At 73.1% G+C, this 19,670-nt stretch carries 17 protein-coding genes and 1 riboswitch; of the genes, 6 read left to right on the top strand and 11 right to left on the bottom strand.

The window, feature by feature from the left end:
- The first annotated feature begins 185 nt into the window (after positions 1-185).
- Positions 186-812, top strand: a complete 627-nt coding sequence (locus AXW62_RS04135; protein ID WP_060943289.1) for a uridine kinase family protein — start codon at positions 186-188, stop codon at positions 810-812.
- 369 nt (positions 813-1,181) lie between these two features.
- Entirely contained in the window at positions 1,182-3,068 is a 1,887-nt protein-coding gene (locus tag AXW62_RS04130) for an AAA family ATPase (protein WP_060943281.1), read from the top strand.
- A 240-nt stretch (positions 3,069-3,308) separates the two neighbouring features.
- Here the strand turns inward: AXW62_RS04130 and AXW62_RS04125 are convergent, their stop codons facing one another.
- The 10 genes from AXW62_RS04125 to AXW62_RS04080 form a co-directional block, all read right to left on the bottom strand.
- Positions 3,309-4,415, bottom strand: coding sequence for a hemolysin family protein (locus AXW62_RS04125; protein WP_060943280.1), 1,107 nt, complete (start codon positions 4,413-4,415; stop codon positions 3,309-3,311).
- Positions 4,412-5,788 carry a hemolysin family protein gene (locus AXW62_RS04120; RefSeq protein WP_252368493.1) on the bottom strand — a complete coding sequence of 459 codons (1,377 nt, stop codon included), beginning with the start codon at positions 5,786-5,788 and terminating at the stop codon, positions 4,412-4,414. Before AXW62_RS04120 ends, AXW62_RS04125 begins: the two co-directional genes overlap by 4 nt.
- Positions 5,789-6,134: 346 nt before the next feature.
- Entirely contained in the window at positions 6,135-6,590 is a 456-nt protein-coding gene (locus tag AXW62_RS04115) for a PH domain-containing protein (protein ID WP_030826576.1), read from the bottom strand.
- A 98-nt stretch (positions 6,591-6,688) separates the two neighbouring features.
- The gene (gene hisG / locus AXW62_RS04110) at positions 6,689-7,537 is read right to left on the bottom strand and encodes an ATP phosphoribosyltransferase (RefSeq protein ID WP_060943279.1); all 849 of its coding nucleotides are present in this window, start codon (positions 7,535-7,537) and stop codon (positions 6,689-6,691) included.
- Between the two features lie 107 nt (positions 7,538-7,644).
- Positions 7,645-7,917 (bottom strand): phosphoribosyl-ATP diphosphatase, encoded by a 273-nt coding sequence (locus tag AXW62_RS04105; protein ID WP_455681603.1) that lies wholly within the window; start codon positions 7,915-7,917, stop codon positions 7,645-7,647.
- Between the two features lie 36 nt (positions 7,918-7,953).
- Positions 7,954-8,439 (bottom strand): 6,7-dimethyl-8-ribityllumazine synthase, encoded by a 486-nt coding sequence (gene ribH, locus AXW62_RS04100; protein ID WP_060943278.1) that lies wholly within the window; start codon positions 8,437-8,439, stop codon positions 7,954-7,956.
- Positions 8,440-8,512: 73 nt separating this feature from the next.
- A complete protein-coding gene (locus AXW62_RS04095; protein WP_060943277.1) occupies positions 8,513-9,844 on the bottom strand; it encodes a bifunctional 3,4-dihydroxy-2-butanone-4-phosphate synthase/GTP cyclohydrolase II in 1,332 nt (443 codons plus the stop codon).
- A gap of 91 nt (positions 9,845-9,935) precedes the next feature.
- The gene (locus AXW62_RS04090; RefSeq protein ID WP_060943276.1) at positions 9,936-10,568 is read right to left on the bottom strand and encodes a riboflavin synthase; all 633 of its coding nucleotides are present in this window, start codon (positions 10,566-10,568) and stop codon (positions 9,936-9,938) included.
- Between the two features lies 1 nt (position 10,569).
- Positions 10,570-11,679, bottom strand: coding sequence for a bifunctional diaminohydroxyphosphoribosylaminopyrimidine deaminase/5-amino-6-(5-phosphoribosylamino)uracil reductase RibD (gene ribD / locus AXW62_RS04085; RefSeq protein ID WP_060943275.1), 1,110 nt, complete (start codon positions 11,677-11,679; stop codon positions 10,570-10,572).
- Between the two features lie 150 nt (positions 11,680-11,829).
- Positions 11,830-11,960, bottom strand: a riboswitch (FMN riboswitch).
- 270 nt (positions 11,961-12,230) lie between these two features.
- Positions 12,231-13,463 carry an ROK family transcriptional regulator gene (locus tag AXW62_RS04080; protein WP_060943274.1) on the bottom strand — a complete coding sequence of 411 codons (1,233 nt, stop codon included), beginning with the start codon at positions 13,461-13,463 and terminating at the stop codon, positions 12,231-12,233.
- 127 nt (positions 13,464-13,590) lie between these two features.
- On the opposite strand from AXW62_RS04080, the gene AXW62_RS04075 reads away from it, so the two are divergent.
- The 4 genes from AXW62_RS04075 (at position 13,591) to AXW62_RS04065 (ending at position 17,552) form a co-directional block, all read left to right on the top strand.
- Positions 13,591-14,811 carry an MFS transporter gene (locus AXW62_RS04075; protein ID WP_060943273.1) on the top strand — a complete coding sequence of 407 codons (1,221 nt, stop codon included), beginning with the start codon at positions 13,591-13,593 and terminating at the stop codon, positions 14,809-14,811.
- Between the two features lie 272 nt (positions 14,812-15,083).
- Complete coding sequence (locus AXW62_RS04070) at positions 15,084-16,472, top strand: uracil-xanthine permease family protein (RefSeq protein ID WP_060943272.1); 1,389 nt, start codon at positions 15,084-15,086, stop codon at positions 16,470-16,472.
- Between the two features lie 122 nt (positions 16,473-16,594).
- Positions 16,595-16,744: a hypothetical protein gene (locus tag AXW62_RS43745; protein ID WP_159060809.1), complete on the top strand. Its 150-nt coding sequence runs from the start codon at positions 16,595-16,597 to the stop codon at positions 16,742-16,744.
- Between the two features lie 94 nt (positions 16,745-16,838).
- Positions 16,839-17,552: a DUF5995 family protein gene (locus AXW62_RS04065; RefSeq protein WP_060943287.1), complete on the top strand. Its 714-nt coding sequence runs from the start codon at positions 16,839-16,841 to the stop codon at positions 17,550-17,552.
- Between the two features lie 363 nt (positions 17,553-17,915).
- Here the strand turns inward: AXW62_RS04065 and AXW62_RS04060 are convergent, their stop codons facing one another.
- Positions 17,916-19,634 (bottom strand): flavin monoamine oxidase family protein, encoded by a 1,719-nt coding sequence (locus tag AXW62_RS04060; protein WP_060943271.1) that lies wholly within the window; start codon positions 19,632-19,634, stop codon positions 17,916-17,918.
- Positions 19,635-19,670 lie beyond the last annotated feature (36 nt).

Genomic DNA, 19,670 nt, shown 5'->3' with positions numbered 1-19,670 from the left:
GTCCGGATCTGGTCATGCGGGTTCCCCCAGTCGTCGTCCAGTCCAATGGGCGGCGGGTGCGCGACAGTCGCACAACTATGGCCGCTGCGGGTGTTCTCAGGCCAGTGATTCCCCCGGCGCCGCGCCGTCAATATTGGTGTGGACCAATGGAGTGAACGCGCGGAAGGGGCCGTATGGTGGTCCCGATGCGGACTCAACCGGTGGGCACCCTCGACGCGCTGGCGCGGCGTCTGCGCGCGCTGCCGCCGTCCTGCGGGCCGGTCCGGCTGGTCGCGGTCGACGGCCACGCCGGTTCCGGGAAGACCACCTTCGCCGGGCGGCTCGCCGAGGCGCTCGGCGGCGCGCCGGTGCTGCACACGGACGACTTCGCCACCCATGAGCAGCTCTTCGGCTGGACGGAGCGGCTGCGGACCCACGTCCTCACCCCGCTCGCCCGGGGCACGGCCGCGCGCTACGCCCCGTACGACTGGGTGGAGCGCCGCTTCGCCGCGACCCGGCGGCGGCTCGACCCCGCGCCGGTCGTGCTGCTGGAGGGGGTGGGCAGCGGCCGCCGCGCGGTGCGCCCGTGGCTGGCCCGGTTGCTGTGGATGGAGCTGCCCGACCGGGACTCCTGGCGGCGCGGCCGGCTGCGGGACGGCCCGGAGCTGGCCGCGTTCTGGGACGGGTGGCGGCCGGCCGAGCGGGCCCATTTCGCCGACGATCCCTCCCGTCCGTATGCCGGAGAGTTGGTACTCCAGCGAAAAGAGGGGTATGAGGTGCTACCGGGGCCTGCGGCGATCGACGGAAACGGCCCTGGGCCTCACACAGCGTGAGCCGATGCGGCCGACCGGGGCGGCCCCCGCACCCGAGGCGTGACGCGCCCCCCAACTCGGCTTGACCTGGGGCCCATACAGGTCTTACGTTCTCAATGTGCGACTCGTACGAGTCGTCCCACAACGCGAAGCCCCCGGTTGTTCCCCCGTGATCGGGGGCTTCGTCCTGTCCGGCTTCGCTCACCCTGGGTGACCAACGGTGCCGGGCTCCGCGCGCCCCCGCACGCCCGCGCGCACACCCGCTCGATCTTGTCGTATTGCGACGAACAACAGTGCGGCACCCTCGGCCCATGCGGCCTGCGCAGGTACGATGCGAAAGGGGCAGTCGCCCCTGCGGCATCCACGGGGGCAGGGGTTGTGGGGGACGTGATGGATTTCGGCACGCACAGTTCGCACGCCCCGGCCGACCTCGCCTGGCTGCGAGCCGTCGACGCCTACACGATGGGCGCGTACGGACAGGCCGAGGAGGAGTTCCGGACCGCGACGCGGCTCGATCCCGGAATGGCCGACGCCTGGCTGGGGCTGCACGCCCTGCGGGCCGACACGGCGACCGCGCTGCTGCGGATGTACCGGCACCGCGACCGCTTCGGCGAGCAGCGCGCCCGCCACCGCCGCACCCTCAACTCCTGGTACTGGCTCGGCTGGTGGGTCCAGCCGGTGCTGGAGACCAGCCGGGACCTGCTGCTCGCCCACGCCTCGCACTGGCTCGACGGCCGGCACGTCCCCGAGCTGGACCGGGCGCTGGCCGGCTGCCCTCCGGTGGAGGCCGACCCCCAGGCCCGTTTCCTGCACGCCTGCCGCGCCTACCTGGTCAAGGACTGGGAGCAGCTGGTGCGCCACACCGAGCCGCTGCTGGACGATCCGTTCCTGGGCATCGAGGCGGGTCTGTTCGCGGGCATGGCGCGGGTCCGGCTGGAGATGTACAGCCAGGCCGAACCGCTGCTGGCCGCCGCCCTGATGCGCTGTCGCAGCGAACAGCCCCAGCGCAAGGAGCTGCGCTACTGGCTGGCCCGCGCCCACGAGGGCACCGGGCGCAGCGCCGCCGCGCTCCCCCTCTACCGCGCGGTGCACCGCATCGACTCCGCCTTCATGGACACCTCGGCGCGGCTGGCGGCGATAGCCGAGTCCGACGGGCTGGACGAGCCCGCGGATCTGGCCGCCGTCTCGCTGGCCGGGGCCGGCGGCCAGGACGCGGACGGCCGGGACGCCACCGCCACCGACCCCGCCGATCCGCTGCCCGCCGACGGCCGCGATCCGCGGGCCGCGGGCGAGGGACCCGAGGGGCCGCCGCTGATGGGCCCGGCCGTGGTGGGCGCGGGCTCCACGCGGGAGCGGTCCGGTCCGCCGTCCCAGCCCGGCCCCTCCGATCCGGTGCTGCTGGAGAGCGCGCTGCGGGAGCTGGAGCGCATGGTCGGTCTGGAGCCGGTCAAGCGGCAGGTGCGGGCCCTGTCGGCCCAGCTCCATATGGCGCGGCTGCGCGCCGGGCAGGGCCTGCCGGTCCAGCCGCCCAAGCGCCACTTCGTCTTCTCCGGCCCCTCCGGCACCGGCAAGACCACCGTGGCCCGCATCCTGGGCCGGGTCTTCTACGCGCTCGGGCTGCTCGGCGGCGACCATCTGGTGGAGGCCGGGCGCGCCGATCTGGTCGGCGAGTACCTGGGCCAGACGGCGGTGAAGGCCAATGAGCTGATCGACTCGGCGCTCGGCGGGGTGCTCTTCGTCGACGAGGCGTACAGCCTGTCCAACTCCGGCTACAGCAAGGGCGACGCGTACGGCGACGAGGCGCTCCAGGTGCTGCTCAAGCGCGCCGAGGACAACCGCGACCGGCTCGTGGTGATCCTGGCCGGCTACCCCGAGGGCATGGACCGGCTGCTGGCCGCCAACCCCGGCCTCAGCTCGCGCTTCACCACGCGCGTCGACTTCCCCAGCTACCGCCCGCTGGAGCTGACCCGGATCGGTCAGGTGCTGGCCGCGGAGAACGGGGACGTGTGGGACGAGGAGTCCGTGGAGGAGCTGCGCAGCATCAGCGGCCATGTGGTGGACCAGGGCTGGATCGACGAGCTGGGGAACGGCCGGTTCCTGCGCACGCTGTACGAGAAGAGCTGCGCCTACCGCGATCTGCGGCTCTCCGGCTGGACCGGCACCCCGTCCCGCGAGGACCTGGCCACGCTGCGGCTGCCGGATCTGATGCAGGCGTACGGGGAGGTCCTGTCCGGCCGCGGTCCGATGTACCGCGACCCCCAGGACCCCCCGCTGTAGCGCCTACCGCGCCCCGGGGCTCGCCCCGCGGTGGGGCTTACCCCCGCTGTGGGGCTACCTCGCTGTAGGGCTCACTGCGGCGGTGGGGGTCACCTCGCAGTGGGGCTCAGCCCTCGGTAGGGCTTACCCCCACGGTGGGGTTGCCCCGCAGTCGGGCTCACCTCGCGGTGGGGCTGTCCCGCTGTCGGGCTCACCTCGCGGTGGGGCTGCCCCGCAGTCGGGCTCACCCCGCAGTGGGGCTCACCGCGCGACCATCGCCGGTTCGTCCGCCGGGGTCGTCGGCTCGCTCCGCTGTCCGGCCACCCGGCCGGGGCCCTCGCCGCGGTGGGCGGGGTCGTGGACCTCGCCGACCAGCTTCTCCAGCACGTCCTCCAGGGCGACCAGCCCCAGCACCGTGCCGGACGCGTCGGCGACCGCCGCCAGATGGGAGGCGGCCCGGCGCATCGCGGTGAGCGCGTCGTCCAGCGGAAGCTCCGCGCGCAGCGTTTCGATCGGGTGCCAGAGCCGCTGCGGCACCGCCCGCTCCGGGAACTCCAGCTCCAGGACGTCCTTCACGTGCAGATAGCCCATGAAGGCGCCACCGGGGTCGCGCACCGGGAAGCGCGAGTAGCCGGTCCGCACGGTCAGCTCCTCGATCTGCCGGGGGGTGACCGAGGGGTCGACGGTGACCAGGCCCGCCGGGTCCAGGAGAACGTCGGTGACCGGGCGGCTGCCCAGCTCCAGGGCGTCCGCGAGCCGCTCGTGCTCACCGGGGTCGAGCAGACCGGCCTGCCGGGAGTCCTCCACCAGATGGGTCAGCTGCTCGCTGGTGAAGACGGCCTCGATCTCGTCCTTGGGCTCCACCCGGAACAGCCGCAGCACCAGCCGGGCGCAGGCCCCCAGCAGCGCGGTGACCGGACGGCACAGCCGGGCGAAGGCGACGAGGCCGGGGCCGAGCCACAGCGCGGTCCTGTCCGGCGCCGCCATGGCCAGGTTCTTGGGCACCATCTCCCCGATGACCAGGTGGAGGCAGACCACCACGGCGAGCGCTATGGCGTAGCCGAGCGGGTGCACCAGCTGCTCGGGCAGGTGGACGGCGTGGAAGACCGGCTCCAGCAGATGGGCGACGGTCGGCTCGGCGACCGCGCCGAGGGTCAGCGAGCAGACGGTGATGCCGAACTGCGCGGCCGCCATCATCTGCGGCAGGTTCTCCAGGCCCGTCAGCACCGTACGGGCGCGCCCGGAGCCCTCGGCCGCACGCGGCTCGATCTGGCTGCGGCGCACCGAGACCAGGGCGAACTCGGCGCCCACGAAGAAGCCGTTGGCGAGGACCAGCAGGGCGGCGAAAAGAAGCTGTACCAGACTCATCGTCCGTCCTCCTCCCGGGCCGCGGCCTCGGCACTGGTGTGCCCTGGCGGCGTACCCGGCTTCGTGCGGACGATGCGCACCAGCTCCGCCCGGTGGTGGCCGACCTGCCGGACGTACAGCGTCCAGCCGGGCAGCTCGGCGGTGTCGCCGGGGACGGGGATCCGGGCCAGCAGATCGGCCACCAGCCCGGCCACGGTCTCGTACGGCCCGTCGGGCGCGTCGAGGCCGATCCGGCGCAGGGCGTCGACGCGGCAGCCGCCGTCGGCGTCCCACGCGGGGCGGCCGTCCTCGGTGACGGTCTGCACCAGGTCGGGGATCTCCGCGGCCGCGTCGTCGTGCTCGTCGCGCACCTCGCCGACCAGCTCCTCGACGATGTCCTCCAGGGTGACCACACCGGCCGTGCCGCCGTACTCGTCGACGACGACGGCTATCGGCTGCTCGCTGCGCAGCCGCTCCAGCAGCGGCTGGACCGGCAGCGTCTCGGGGACCAGCAGCGGGGGCTGGGCGATACGGCCGACGGGGGTGCGCAGCCGGTCCTGCGCGGGCACCGCGAGGGCGTCCTTGAGGTGCACCATCCCGATGACCTCGTCCAGCCGGTTGCGGTAGACGGGGAAGCGGGACAGCCCGGTGGCCCGGGTGAGATTGAGCACATCCACGGCGGTCGCCGAGGAGTGCAGCGCGCTGACCCGCACCCGCGGGGTCATCACATGCTGGGCGGTCAGCTCGCCCAGGGCGAGGGTCCGCACGAACAGGTCGGCGGTGTCCTGCTCGATCGCGCCGGCCCGCGCCGAGTGGCGGGCGAGCGAGACCAGCTCGCCGGGGGTGCGGGCGGAGGCGAGCTCCTCGGTGGGCTCGACGCCCAGCGCCCGCACCAGCCGGTTGGCGACGGTGTTGAGCAGGGCGATCACGGGCCGGAAGAAGTGGGCGAAGGCGTACTGCGGGCCCGCGACGAAGCGGGCGACCTGCAGCGGCCGGGAGACCGCCCAGTTCTTGGGCACCAGCTCGCCGATGACCATCTGGACGGCGGAGGCCAGCAGCATGCCGAGGACGACGGCGACTCCGGAGACGGCGCCGTGCGGCAGCCCGACCGCCGTCAGCGGGGCGGTCAGCAGATGGCCGAGCGCGGGCTCGGCGAGCATGCCGACGATCAGCGAGGTGATGGTGATGCCGAGTTGGGTTCCGGAGAGCTGGAAGGACAGCTCGCGCAGCGCCTCGACGACGGTGCGGGCGCGCCGGTCGCCCTCGTCGGCGGCTCGCTCGGCTTCCGGCCGCTCGACGGTGACCAGGCCGAATTCGGCGGCCACGAAGAAGCCGTTGGCGAGGATCAGGACAAGTGCCGCGGAAAGCAGCAGGAGGGACAGGGTGATGCTCATGCCGCCGCCCCGGAGTCGGCGGCGGCGCAGGTACTACAGGACGATCCGTCCATCTGCGGAGGGAGTCACTCCTCGGGTCGCAGGGGAGCCCACCGGAGCGCACGGGGGCGTGCGCTCAGCAAGAGGCGGGGCGGGGCACCGTTCGGCCCCGGCAACAGGGTAATCAAGGATGGCGTGTGACGGGCAGGCCCCTCGCGCCGTTGGAGTGCCGATCGACGCACCGGACGGCTCCGGGGGACCCGCCCGGCAGGGGCGGGGCGGACGTGGCGGGGCGGCCCGGCACGGCAGGAGCGGACGTGACGGGGCGGCTCGGCACGGCGGGGGCGGCCGGGCCCGGCCGGACGGCTCAGTCCGCGGCGCGGCCGGTGCCGTGCCGCTCGGCGAGCGCGCGCAGGGCGCGTGCGTCGCTGATGGCCCGCGCCTTGGCGATGCCCGGCTGGATGCCCATCGCGGGCAGGCTGGTGCCGTCGGCGAGGTCCAGATAGACCCAGGGGTCGCCGGGGCGCAGATTGACCCGGAGCACCTCCGCCCACTCCAGCCGGCGCCTGGTGGTGAGGTTGATCACGGTCACCCCGCCCTCGTCGGCCACCACCTTGGGGCGGCTGAGCAGTGTCAGCACCCCGAAGAACAGCAGTCCGGTGACGATGAAGCTGGCCCGCTCGCCCGGCCCCAGCCGCTCCAGCAGCAGGGCGACGGCCGTGAGGACGACCAGGACGGCGACGCCGACGGTCAGCAGGACGGCCCGGGTCCTGGTCGGCCGGAAGGTGACGGGCAGGGCGGGCGGGGGCGCGGCGGCGGACACGTGAGGGTCGGCCTCTCAAGGGAGAGAAACGGGTAAATGGATAGGAGTCACTTGAAACCGGTGGAACCGCACGATATCGGGCACGGAGGCCCGGACCGTCAGAGGCGGCAGGCGTGGATGCCCGTGGTGAGGATGGCCCGCGCCCCCAGGTCGTAGAGCTCGTCCATGATCCGCTGGGCGTCCTTCGTGGGAACCATCGAGCGGACCGCGACCCAGCCCTCGTGGTGCAGCGGGGAGACGGTGGGCGACTCCAGACCCGGGGTGAGCGCCACGGCGCGCTCCACCTGCTCCACCCGGATGTCGTAGTCCATCATCACGTAGCGCCGGGCGACCAGGACGCCCTGCATCCGGCGGAGGAACTGCTGGACCTTGGGGTCGTCGGTGGGGGCGCCGGTGCGGCGGATGACGACCGCCTCGGACTCCAGGATGGGCTCGCCGATGATCTCCAGCCCGGCGTTGCGCAGGGTGGTGCCGGTCTCGACCACATCCGCGATGACCTCGGCGACGCCGAGCTGGATGGCGGTCTCCACCGCACCGTCGAGGTGGACCACGTCGGCGTCCACCCCGTTGTCGGCGAGGTGCTTGGTGACCAGGCCGGAGAAGGAGGTGGCCACGGTCATGCCGCCGAACTCGCTGACGTCCTTCGCCGTGCCGGGGCGGGTGGCGTAGCGGAAGGTGGACCCGGCGAAGCCGAGCTGCATGATCTCCTCGGCCTGGGAGCCGGAGTCCAGCAGCAGGTCACGGCCGGTGATACCGATGTCGAGCCGGCCGGAGCCCACGTACACGGCGATGTCGCGGGGGCGCAGGAAGAAGAACTCCACGCCGTTGTCGGCGTCGACGAGGACCAGCTCCCTGCGGTCCTTGCGCTGCCGGTAGCCCGCCTCATGGAGCATCGCCGACGCAGGCTCGGACAGTGAACCCTTGTTGGGGACGGCGATGCGCAGCATGAGTGCTCTTTCCTTCGGTAGTTCGGTGACTCGGTGGCGGTGGCCCGGGGTTGCGGGCCGATCGCCGGGGGCGGCGGGGGCGGCGGGGGCGGCGGGATGCGAACGGGTCAGAGGTGGGCGTAGACGTCGTCGAGGGTCAGCCCCTTGGCGACCATCATCACCTGAAGGTGGTACAGAAGCTGGGAGATCTCCTCCGCGGTCGCCTCGTCGCTCTCGTACTCGGCGGCCATCCACACCTCGGCGGCCTCCTCCACGACCTTCTTGCCGATCGTGTGCACGCCGGACCGGATCAGCTCGGCGGTGCGGGAAGTGGCGGGATCGGCCGTGGCGGCCTTCTGCTGGAGCTCGGTGAACAGCTCCTCGAACGTCTTCTTGGACATGGTGTCCGCCATCCTACTGGGGGTCCGCGGCGCGGCTCAGCGCCAGGGCTCGGCGACCGACCGCAGGGTGGTGGCGGTGGCGACGGCCGCGGTGACCGCCTCGTGGCCCTTGTCCTCGCTGGATCCCTCGAGCCCGGCCCGGTCGAGCGCCTGCTCCTCGGTGTCGCAGGTCAGCACGCCGAAACCGACGGGGACCCCGGTGTCCACGCTGACCTGGGTCAGTCCCTGGGTGACACCCTGACAGACATAGTCGAAGTGCGGGGTGCCGCCGCGGATGACCACGCCCAGGGCCACGATCGCGTCGTAGCCGCGGCCCGCGAGCACCTTGGCGACGACCGGCAGTTCGAAACTGCCCGGCACCCGCAGCACGGTGGGCTCGTCGATGCCCAGCTCCCGGAGCGCGCGCAGGGCGCCGTCGAGCAGCCCGTCCATCACCTTCTGGTGCCACTGTGCGGCGATGACGGCGACGCGCAGGTCCCCGCAGTTCTTCACGGACAGTTCGGGGGCGCCCTTACCGCTCACGTCTCTCCTCGGTGTCTTGGGTGGTGGGTGGACAGTGGTGGGTGGATATGCGTAGGTGCAGCTGGGGGAATCGCTACTGGTTGCCGCAGGCCGATATGGGCTCGGCGCGGTCGCCGTCCAGCCAGGGCAGGTCATGCCCCATCCGGTCCCGCTTCGTCCGGAGGTAGCGGAGGTTGTGCTCCCCGGCCTGGACGGGCATCGGCTCCCGGCCGGTGACCCGCAGCCCGTGCCTGACCAGCGACGTGGTCTTCTCCGGGTTGTTGGTCATCAGCCGCAGCGAGCGCACGCCGAGGTCGGCGAGGATCTCCGCGCCCGCGGCGTAGTCCCGCGCGTCGGCGGGCAGTCCGAGTTCCAGGTTGGCGTCCAGGGTGTCCCGGCCCAGCTCCTGGAGCTCGTAGGCGCGCAGCTTGGACAGCAGTCCGATACCGCGCCCCTCGTGGCCGCGCAGATACAGGACGACGCCACGGCCCTCGGCGGTGACCCGCTCCAGGGCGGCGTGCAGCTGGGGGCCGCAGTCGCAGCGCAGCGAGTGGAAGACATCGCCGGTGAGGCATTCGGAGTGCACCCGGACCAGCACGTCCTCGCCGTCCCCCAGCTCGCCCTGGACCAGCGCGATGTGCTCGACGCCGTCGGTCGCGCGGTAGCCGTACGCCCGGAAGTCGCCGAAGGCGGTGGGCAACCGGGTCTCGGCCTCCCGCCGCACCAGCGGCTCGGCGGGCTTGCGGTAGGCGATCAGATCGGCGATGGAGACGATCGCCAGGTCGTGCTTGCGGGCGAACGCGACCAGGTCGGGCAGGCGCAGCATCACCCCGTCCTCCCCCGCGATCTCGCAGATCACGGCCGCCGGGCGCAGTCCGGCCAGCCGGGCGAGGTCGACCCCGGCCTCGGTGTGGCCGTCGCGGGCGAGCACGCCGCCGGGGCGGGCGCGCAGCGGGAAGACGTGGCCGGGCCGCACGAGGTCACCGGGGGTGGTGGCCGGGTCGGCCAGCAGCCGCAGGGTGGTGGCCCGGTCGGCGGCGGAGATACCGGTGCTGACGCCGTGTTCGGCGGTGGCGTCGACCGAGACGGTGAACGCGGTCCGCATGGACTCGGTGTTCTCCTCGACCATCTGCGGCAGCCGGAGCCGGTCCAGCTCGGCGCCCTCCATGGGGGCGCAGATGAGTCCGCGGCACTCGTTCATCATGAAGGCGACGATCTCGGGGGTGATCGTCTCGGCGGCGGCGACGAGGTCGCCCTCGTTCTCCCGGTCCTCGTCGTCCACGACCACGACGGGGCGGCCCGCGGCGATCTCGGCGATGGCCCGCTCGATGGGGTCCAGCGCCGGTTCACCCGGCCACTGCGCGGCGCGCAGGGAGGCGGCCGAGCCGCTCGGACGCGATGTGGTGGCCGTGTACGGCTCGCTCATGAGGTGTGCCTTTCACTCGCTTCTCCACCCGCGCGGCGCAGCGGCGCGAGCATCGTCACCAGGTGCGGCCCGGCGGCCGCGGGTGCGGCGCTCATGGGGTGACCTCCTGGTCCCGGGCGCCGCCGTCCCGTCCCAGCAGCCGCTCGACGTACTTGGCGAGCACGTCCACCTCGAGGTTGACCGGGTCCCCGGACTGTTTGACCCCGAGCGTGGTGAGCGCGAGGGTCGTCGGGATGAGGCTGACGGTGAAGTAGTCGGGGCCCGCGTCGACGACGGTGAGGCTGACGCCGTCGACCGTGATGGAGCCCTTCTCGACGACGTAGCGGCTCAGTTCGCCGGGCAGCGAGATCTTCACGATCTCCCAGTGCTCGGAGAGCTTGCGCTCCACGATGGTGCCGGTGCCGTCCACATGGCCCTGCACGAGGTGGCCGCCGAGCCGCCCACCGAGCGCCATGGGGCGCTCCAGGTTGACCCGGGAGCCGACGCCGAGCGCGCCGAGGCTGGAGCGGTCCAGGGTCTCGGCCATCACATCGGCGGTGAAGCGGGTGCCCTCCGCGTCCCCGATGATGTCGACGACGGTGAGACAGACGCCGTTGACGGCGATGGAGTCGCCGTGCTTCGCCCCTTCGGTGACGACGGGGCCGCGCACCTGGAAGCGGGACGCGTCACCCAGGTTCTCGATGGCGACGATCTCACCCAGTTCTTCGACAATTCCGGTGAACACTTCAGTTCTCCTCGGCGAGAGGGGCGGGGGCTGTGGGGGTGGCGGTGACGCGCAGATCGGGGCCGAGCCGGGTGACATCGGTCGTCTCGAGGCGCAACGCCTGGGTGATGGTGGTGATTCCGGCGTCGGCGAGGGCGGCGGGGCCCGCGCCGAGCAGGACCGGCGCGAGATAGCCGACGACCTTGTCGACGGCGCCCGCGGCGAGGAACGCGCCGGCGAGGGTGGGTCCGCCCTCCAGCAGGACCGAGCGCACCCCGCGGCCGTGCAGTTCGGCCAGCAGCGCGGGGATCTGGAGACCGGTCCCGGCACGCGGCAGCCGTACGGTCCGCACACCCGGCAGCCGCCGCAGATGGGCGGTGTCGGCGTCCTCGGCCACGGCGATCAGCGTGGGCGCGGCGTCGTCCAGGACCCGGGCGCCGGGCTTGACGGTGGCGCGCGTGTCCAGGACCACCCGCAGCGGCTGGGTGACCCCCTCCCGGCCGCGTACGGCCAGGTGGGGATCGTCGGCGCGCAGCGTGCCGGAGCCGACGACGACGGCGTCGGCCTCCGCGCGCAGCCGGTGGACATCGGCGCGGGAGGCGGGAGAGGTGATCCACCGGCTGGTGCCGTCGGCGGCGGCGCTGCGCCCGTCCAGGGTCGCGGCGTACTTCCACAGCACGAAGGGGCGGCCCCGGCGCATCGCGGTCAGCCAGGGCTCGTTGACCGCCTCGGCCTCCTGGGCCAGCAGCCCGGCCGCCACCTCGATCCCGGCGGCGGCGAGGGTGGCGGCGCCGCCCCGGGCCTGTGCGGTGGGGTCGGCGACGGCGTAGCGGACGCGGGCGACCCCGGCGCTGATCAGGGCCTGGGAGCAGGGGCCGGTGCGGCCGGTGTGGTCGCAGGGTTCGAGGGTGACGAGGGCGGTGCCACCGCGGGCCCGCTCGCCCGCCGCGTGCAGCGCGTGGACCTCGGCGTGCGGACCGCCGGCCCGCTGGTGCCAGCCCTCGCCCGCGACGCGGCCCCCGGCGTCCAGGATGACGCAGCCGACGACGGGGTTGGGGCTGGTGTGGCCGAGGCCGCGGGCGGCGAGCGCGACGGCACGGCGCATCGCGTGGGCTTCGGCTGCGGTGGCCACCGGGTCCTCCTGCCTCTTCGGGCACGGACTCCGGGGCTGTCGACATGACACGGAAGCGGAAACGCCGTCGCCGGAACGCCGGGTCCGGCACGGGGTCCGCTGCGAAGGAGCGGACCGCACCGAGGCGGCGCACCGGTGATGTCGCTACCGCCGCGCACTGCCTCCCATCCGGACTTTCACCGTCGGTCCAGGAATTTCACCTGGTCAACCGGCCGCTGGCAGCGGACGGGTCGCGGACTGTAACCGCCGGTTCGGATTTTCACCGACCCCGGAGTGCGCTGACGTCACTGGTACGGCCCCAGTGTGCCATGGCCATCGGCGCAGGTGGGAGGCGAGCCCGATGTGGCCTCGCTCACCCGGTGAGGCATTCGCCCCCGCGCGATGGTGTCCGTTGCTCCACTGCTCCAGGGTTCCATTGCTGCAGTGCTCCACTGATCCAGGGCTACTCCAGGGCTCCACGCGGGGCGCAGTGCCCACAGGTCCCGGGCGCGCGGCCCACAACAGCCCCGGCCTCCCGGATATGCGGCCCCCGGGGGCCGCGGCTGGCGGGGCTATGGGGCGCCGAACAGCTCGTTCTGCGTCGCGTCCAGCGCCGTCAGTACGGCGCCCCGCAGCACCCCGCCGCCGCCCACCACCCCCGCGCGCACCCGCGTCCGCAGCGGTGACAGCCGGGCGACCCGCTCCTCCACGCGGCGGGCCAGCTCTTCGCCCCCGGCCCGGCCCACCTCGCCGCCGAGCACCGCGCACCCCGGGTCGAGCACCGCGCAGATCGCGGCGACACCCACCGCGATACGGGCCGCCAGGGCGTCCAGAAACGGTTCGCCCCGCTCCCCCGCCCCCAGGGCCGCGCGTATCGCCGCCTCCGCCGCACCGGCGCCCTCCGTGCCGTCCCCGCGTCCGGCCTGGTCACCCGCCGCGGCCTCCAGCCCGTGTTCCTGGGCGAGTTCGCAGACCGCGGCGCTGCTCACCAGGGAGTGGAACCCGCCGTCGCAGCCGGTGGCGGAGGGCAGCCCCGAGGTGCCCGGCACCGGCAGAAAGCCGATCTCGCCGGTGCCGCCCGACGCACCGCGCCGCAGCACCCGGTCGAGCACCACGGCCGCGCCGACGCCATGGCCGAGCCACAGCAGGACGAAGGTGTCGCGGTCGCGCACCGCGCCCAGCCGCTGTTCGGCGACGGCCGCCAGATTGACCTCGTTCTCCAGCAGCACCGGCGCCGCGAGGCCGCCGTGCAGCGCGGTGGCCAGCTCCCGGTGCCAGGAGGGCAGCCCGCTGGTGGCGTTGAGCTCACCGGTGGCGGGGTCGATGAGACCGGGCACCCCGATGCCGATGTGGTGCAGCCGCGCCGCCCCGGCCCGCTCGGCCGCCCCCGCCACCAGGGCCACCGCGGCCGTCACGGTCCGCGCCGGGTCGGTGTCCGGGGCCACCGGCAGCGACTCCTCGGCCAGCGTCCGGCCCAGCAGATCGGCCACGCATACGGCGACGCTGTCCGTACGGACGTCGACCCCGGCCACATGCGCGCTGTCGGCGACGATCCCGTACACCCGGGCGTTGGGCCCCCGGCGCTCCGCCCCGGCCTCCCCCACGACCGCCACCAGCCCGGTCCGCCGCAGCCGCTCGACGAGGTCCGCGATGGTGGGACGGGACAGACCGGTCAGCGACTTGAGCTGCCCCGCGGTGAGCGGGCCCTTGTCCTTGAGCAGGTGCAGGGCGAGGCGGTCGTTGATGACCCGCGCCGTGCTCGGGGAGGCGGTACGGCCCGTTACGGACACGCTCGTCGAGGTCATACCGGGATCCTTCCAGAAGGCCGCGGAAAGGGCCCTATCTATCAGGGACCCTTCCTGATAGTTTCCGCTGGGACCATGGGCCGGGACCATGGGTTACGGGGCGCGCTACGGGGAGGGTGCGACAGGTATGGGCAGGCTCAAGGAACCCGAGGCGTCCGGGATGCGCCCGGTACGGCGGGCACGGGTGGCCGTCGCGGCGGTGTTCGCCGTGCACGGCGCGGTGACCGGCAGCTTCGCCACCCGCATCCCCTGGATCCAGGAGCGGCTGGACCTCAGCGCCGGTCAGCTCGGACTCGCGCTCGCCTTCCCCGCCCTCGGGGCCTCGTTCGCGATGCCCCTGGCTGGGCGGATCAGCCATCGCTTCGGCGCCCGCACGGCGCTGCGCGGGCTGCTCGCCCTGTGGACCGCCTGGCTGGTGATGCCTCCGCTCAGCCCCGGTCTGGTCTGGCTGTGCGGTGTGCTCTTCCTCTACGGCGCCACCTCCGGGATGTCCGACGTCGCCATGAACGCCCTCGGCGTGGAGATCGAGAACCGGCTCGGCCGTTCGATCATGTCCGGGCTGCACGGCATGTGGAGTGTGGGCGCGCTCACCGGCTCGGCGGCGGGCACGATCGCCGCGCACGCCGAGTCCGACGCCCGGCTCCACCTCGGCATCGCCGCCGCGGCCCTCACCGTGCTCGGGGCGGTGGCCTGCCACTGGGTCCTCGATCTGCGCAGCGCGCCCGAGGAGCGTCCGCCGCCCCGGTTCGCCCTGCCGCCCCGCTCCGCGCTGATCATCGGCGCGGTGGGGTTCTGCGCGGTCTTCGCCGAGGGGGCGAGCCTGGACTGGTCGGCGGTCTATCTGCGGGACGTCCTGGACTCCTCCCCCGGCGTCGCCGCCGCCTGCACCACCGCCTTCTCCTGCACGATGGCCGGCGCCCGGCTCATCGGGGACGCGGTCGTGGGCCGCTTCGGCGCGACGCGGACGGTACGGGCGGGCGGTGTTCTGGCCACCACCGGCGGCGTCCTCGTCATCGCCGCGCCCGGCCCCGCCCTGGCCATCACCGGGTTCGGCCTCATCGGCATGGGCATCGCGGTCGTGGTGCCGCTGGCCTTCGCCGCCGCGGGGCGCAGCGGCCCGGCCCCGAGCCAGGCCATCGCGGGCGTCGCCACGATCACGTACACCTCGGGGCTGATCGCCCCGGCGGCGATCGGCTCGATCGCGAACCTGACCTCGCTCACGATGTCGTTCTGCCTGGTCACCGCGTTGGCGCTGGGCCTGGTGGCGGGCGCGGGCGTGCTGCGGACGCCGTCGTCGGATGCGGCACCGCGGCACGACCCGTCCGCGTCCCAGGCCAAGCTGCCCTGACGGCCGGGGCGGGGCGGGGCCCGGCCCCCGGTGACGGCCGGGCGACTTCGGCGGACCGACCACCTGCGCCGAGGAACGGTCGCCGCCCGGGGACTGCACGACGGACTCCACGGCGGGCTTCACGACGGACTTCACGGCGGGCTGCACGGCGGGCTTCACGACGGACTTCACGGCGGGCTTCGCGGGGGCCGTCCGCGCAGAGAGCCGCAGGGAGCATATTTTCGGCCAATTAACATGGGTGCGATTCCCCGCAGCGATGAAGTGGAGCAGTCATGGGCCTCGGCGTGCGCTGGACCCTGCACGGTGATGGGCGCACCCCCGCCCCCGGCGCCGTCGTCAAGCCGGATGAGCGGCTGTCCTGGCCGAGGACGGCGGGGCTCGGCGCGCAGCACGTCGTGGCCATGTTCGGGGCGAGCTTCGTCGCCCCGGTGCTGATGGGGCTCGACCCCAACCTCGCGATCATGATGTCCGGGGTCGCGACCATCCTCTTCCTGCTCGCGACCCGCGGCCGGATCCCCAGCTACCTGGGATGCAGCCTGTCCTTCGTCGGCGTGGCCGCCGCGATCAGGGCGCAGGGCGGCGGCAGCGCGGCCGTCACCGGGGCGATCCTGGTGGTCGGCGGGGTACTGCTGCTGAGCGGTCTGGCGGTGCGGAAATTCGGTGCGCGGATCATCCACGCGGCGATGCCGCCGGTGGTGACCGGCGCGGTGGTCATGCTGATCGGGTTCAACCTGGCACCGGTGACCGCCGGGACGTACTGGCCCGCCGATCAGTGGACCGCGCTGCTGACGATGCTGGTCACCGGGGCGGCCGTGGTCTGTCTGCGGGGCTTCTGGTCGCGGATCGCGATCTTCCTGGGGCTGGTCTTCGGCTATGTGGTCTCCTGGGTCTTCGACCGGGTCTTCGGCAAGATCCACTCCATCGGCGGCAGCGGGCGGGTCACCGACCACTGGCGGCTGGATCTGTCCGGTGTGGCCAAGGCGGACTGGATCGGCCTGCCGTCCCTGCACGCGCCGAGCTTCCACTGGTCGGCGGTGCTGGTGGCGCTGCCGGTGGTGATCGCGCTGATCGCCGAGAACGCCGGGCATGTGAAGGCGGTCGGCGAGATGATCGACGATCCGCTCGACGACCAGCTGGGCACGGCGATCGCCGCGGACGGCGCGGCCACCGTGCTCTCCACGGCGGTCGGCGGCCCGGCCAACACGACGTACTCCGAGAACATCGGCGTCATGGCGGCCACCCGGGTGTACTCCACCGCCGCGTACTGGGCGGCCGCGGGCTTCGCGCTGCTCTTCGGGCTGTGCCCGAAGTTCGGCGCGGTGGTGGCGGCGGTGCCCGGCGGGGTGCTGGGCGGGATCACCGTCATCCTCTACGGCATGATCGGGCTGCTCGGTGCGCAGATCTGGGTGCACAACACAGTGGATCTGCGCAATCCGCTCAACCTGGTGCCGGTCGCGGCGGGCGTCATCATCGGCGTCGGCGGCGTCAGCCTGAAGATCAGCCAGAACTTCGAGCTGGGCGGGATCGCGCTCGGCACGATCGTGGTGCTGCTCGGCTACCACGTTCTGCGCGCCCTGGCCCCGGCACATCTGAAGCCGCAGGAGCCCCTGCTGGACGCGGGCACCAGCACATACGACAGCGAGCGGCCTGCACAGCCCTGAAGCCACCGCAGCCCTAATGCCGCCGCGGCCCTGAAGCGCTTCTCGCGGGGCGAGATCCTGGAGGCCCCCACCACCCGCAGCAGCTCCAGCCGCTCGGCGGACTCGCTGCCCGGGCGGGCGGTGTGGACGATCAGCCGCTGGGCGTGTTCCGAGCTCAGCAGGGCCTCCGGCTGCGCGACGAGCTGGGCTGGCGGACGCTGTATCCGTCGATATCCGTCGATATCCGTCGATATGCGTCGATGTGGACGGCGCGCGACGCGGGGGCGCTGTGATACGCCGGTTGACGCGGCGTTAAGCCGTCCAGGGGACGCGGCGGCGGACGGCGGGACGGCTTACGTCCGGGCTGCCACCCTGGCGTCCATGACGATGCCCATGCCCCTGCCCACGCCCACGCCTTCGCGGCTCGCGCCGCGCACCGTGAGAAGCGTCGTGGCGCGCATGAGCGCGCTCGGCGCGGCGCTGCCGCCCGGGGACGGGGTGGCGGTCTTCAACGGGGTGTACCTGTCGGTCACCGAGGAGGTCGGCCGACGGCTCGCGGACGGGTACTTCCACGACCCGTCCGCCACCGAGGAGCTGGACGTGCGGTTCGCCGAGCGCTATCTGACGGCGGTCGACACGGTGGCGGCGGGCGGACGGCCGCCCGCCTGCTGGCGGCCGCTGTTCCAGCTGCGGCGCCACCCCGGGGTCCGTCCGGTGCAGTTCGCGCTGGCCGGGATCAACGCCCATATCGGCCATGACCTGGCGCTCGCGCTGCTGGACACCTGCCGGGCCCGGGACCTCGAACCGGACGCCCTGGAGGGCGACTTCGACCGGATCGGCGCACTGCTCACGGGGATGGAGGAGCGGATCCGGGAGGAGCTGATGCCCGGCCCCGACCTGCTCGACGTGGCCGATCCGCTGACCCATCTGGTGGGCTCGTGGAGCCTGGAGAAGGCGAGGGATGCCGCGTGGGCGGCGTTCCGCGCGCTGTGGGGGCTGCGTGGACTGCCGGAGCTGGCGGAGGAGTTCGCGGAGCGGGTCGACGCCACGGTGGGCCTGGTGGGACGGTTCCTGCTCACCCCCCTGCCGTCCGCGTACTGAGCGACCCCCGGCCCGCGCGTACGGAGCAGCCCCCGGCCCGGGTACCGAGCAGCCCCACGGTCCGGATGCCGAACAGCCCCCCGACCCGCACGTACCAAACAGCCCCCCGGACCGGGAGCCGAGCAGCCCACGGGCCGCGCGTACCAAGCGGCCCCCGGACCGGGAGCCGAGCAGCCCCCGGCCCGCGCATACCGAGCGACCCTCCGGTCCGGATGCCGAACAGCCCCACGGCCCCCGCGTACCAAGCAGCCCCAGGGCCCGGGAGCCGAACAACCCCCCAGCCCGCGCATACCAAGCAGCCCCACGGCCCGGATGCCGAGCAGCCCCCCGACCCGCACGTACCAAACAGCCCCCCGGACCGGCTCAGTCCTCGGGGAGTTCGACGGGCGCGATCTCGTCGTACACGTCGCCCGGCCCGGGGTTCTTCGGGTCGGTGGAGCCGCCGAAGCGGTGCATGACGCCCCAGACCGCGTTGAGCGCGGTCTGGACGGCGCCCTCGGCCCAGCCCGCCGTCCAGGAGATGTCGTCGCCCGCGAGGAAGACACCCCGTTTGTCGGCCGGCAGCCGGTCCTGCATGAAGTGGGTGAACAGCCGGCGCTGGTAGCGGTAGTGGCCGGGCAGGTTGGCCTTGAACGCGCCCATGAAATAGGGCTCGTTCTCCCAGGACACGGTGACCGGGCTGCCGATGATGTGCTTGCGGATGTCGACGTGTGGATAGATCTCCGAAAGCGACTTGAGCATGACCTCCATCCGCTCGTTCGCCGACAGCGGCAGCCACTTGAGGCTGTCGTCGCACCAGGTGTAGGAGAGGCAGATGACGGCGGGCCGGTCCGGGCCGTTGTCCAGCAGATAGGTGCCGCGGGTCATCCGGTCGGTGAGCGTCATGCTCATCCGGTCCCGGCCGGTGGCCTCGTCCTTGTCCCGCCAGAACGGCCGGTCGACCGGCACGAAGAGCTTGCTGGACTCCATGTAGTGGGTGCGCTCGATCGCCGTCCAGTGATCGATCGGGAAGAGCGAGTCATCACAGTCGATCTTGGAGAGCAGCATCCAGGACTGCGCGGTGAAGACCACCGCCCGGTACGAGCGGATGTCACCGCTGGCGTCGGTCACCACGACGCGGTCGCCCGCGGCCCGGTGCAGCCGGGTCACCGCCGGACGGGGCGCGCCGCCGTGCAGCGAGGACAGCGAGGTGCCCTGGGGCCAGTGGACGATCTTCTCGGGCTCTCGCTCCCACAGCCGCAGCGGAAGCTGCTGGCTGCCGCCGACGATGCCGCGGTGGTGGTCGTCGGCCTCGGTGTAGACGACCCGCAGGATCTCCAGGATGGAGTTGGGGAAGTCGGTGTCCCAGCCGCCGGTACCGAAGCCGACCTGGCCGAAGATCTCCCGGTGGCGGAAGGAGGCGAAGGCCGGGGAGTCGCAGAGGAAGCCGTAGAAGGTCTGGTTGTCCAGCTTCTCGACCAGCCGCGACCAGATCTCCCGGATCCGGGGGACGTTCCGCTCGCGGATGGCGCGGTTCATGTCGGAGAAGTCCGCGCCCTCCTCCAGACAGGCGCTCCAGGCGTCGGCCACCTCGCGGTAGACCGGCGGCAGGTCGTCGATGGTGCGGGCGTAGTGGGTCTCGCCCTTGAGGTCGACGACGGTCGAGGGGGTGGCGGGGGCCAGCGGGTTGGGGAACGGCTCGGTCGTCAGGCCCACCAGGTCGATGTAGTGCTGGAGGGCGGTGGAGGACGGCGGGAAGCGCATCGCGCCCATCTCGGCGGTCAGCGAGTCGTCGCAGCCCTCGAAGCCGACGGTGCGCAGCCGTCCGCCGATCCGGTCGGCCTCGTACACCACGGGCCACAGGCCCATCTTCATCAGCTCGTACGCGGTGACGATGCCGGACAGGCCGCCGCCGACGACCGCGACCTCGGCGCCGTGCTCGGTCGCCGGTATCTGGCCCAGGCCCGCCGGGTGGGCGAGGTAGTCGTCGTAGGCGTAGGGGAAGTCCGGGCCGAACATCGTGACCGGCGGGAGGGCGTCCGGGCTGTTCCGGCCTCGTGTTTCCTGCTCGTCGTGGACGGCGGTGGGCACGGTGGACGTCATGGAGTACGGACTCCTTGCTGCTGGGTGTTACGGGTG

The organism is Streptomyces hygroscopicus subsp. hygroscopicus (genome assembly GCF_001553455.1).
Lineage (GTDB): Bacteria > Actinomycetota > Actinomycetes > Streptomycetales > Streptomycetaceae > Streptomyces > Streptomyces hygroscopicus.
Note: the sequence above shows the minus strand (reverse complement) of the source record. Positions and strands in the feature narration are given on the sequence as shown.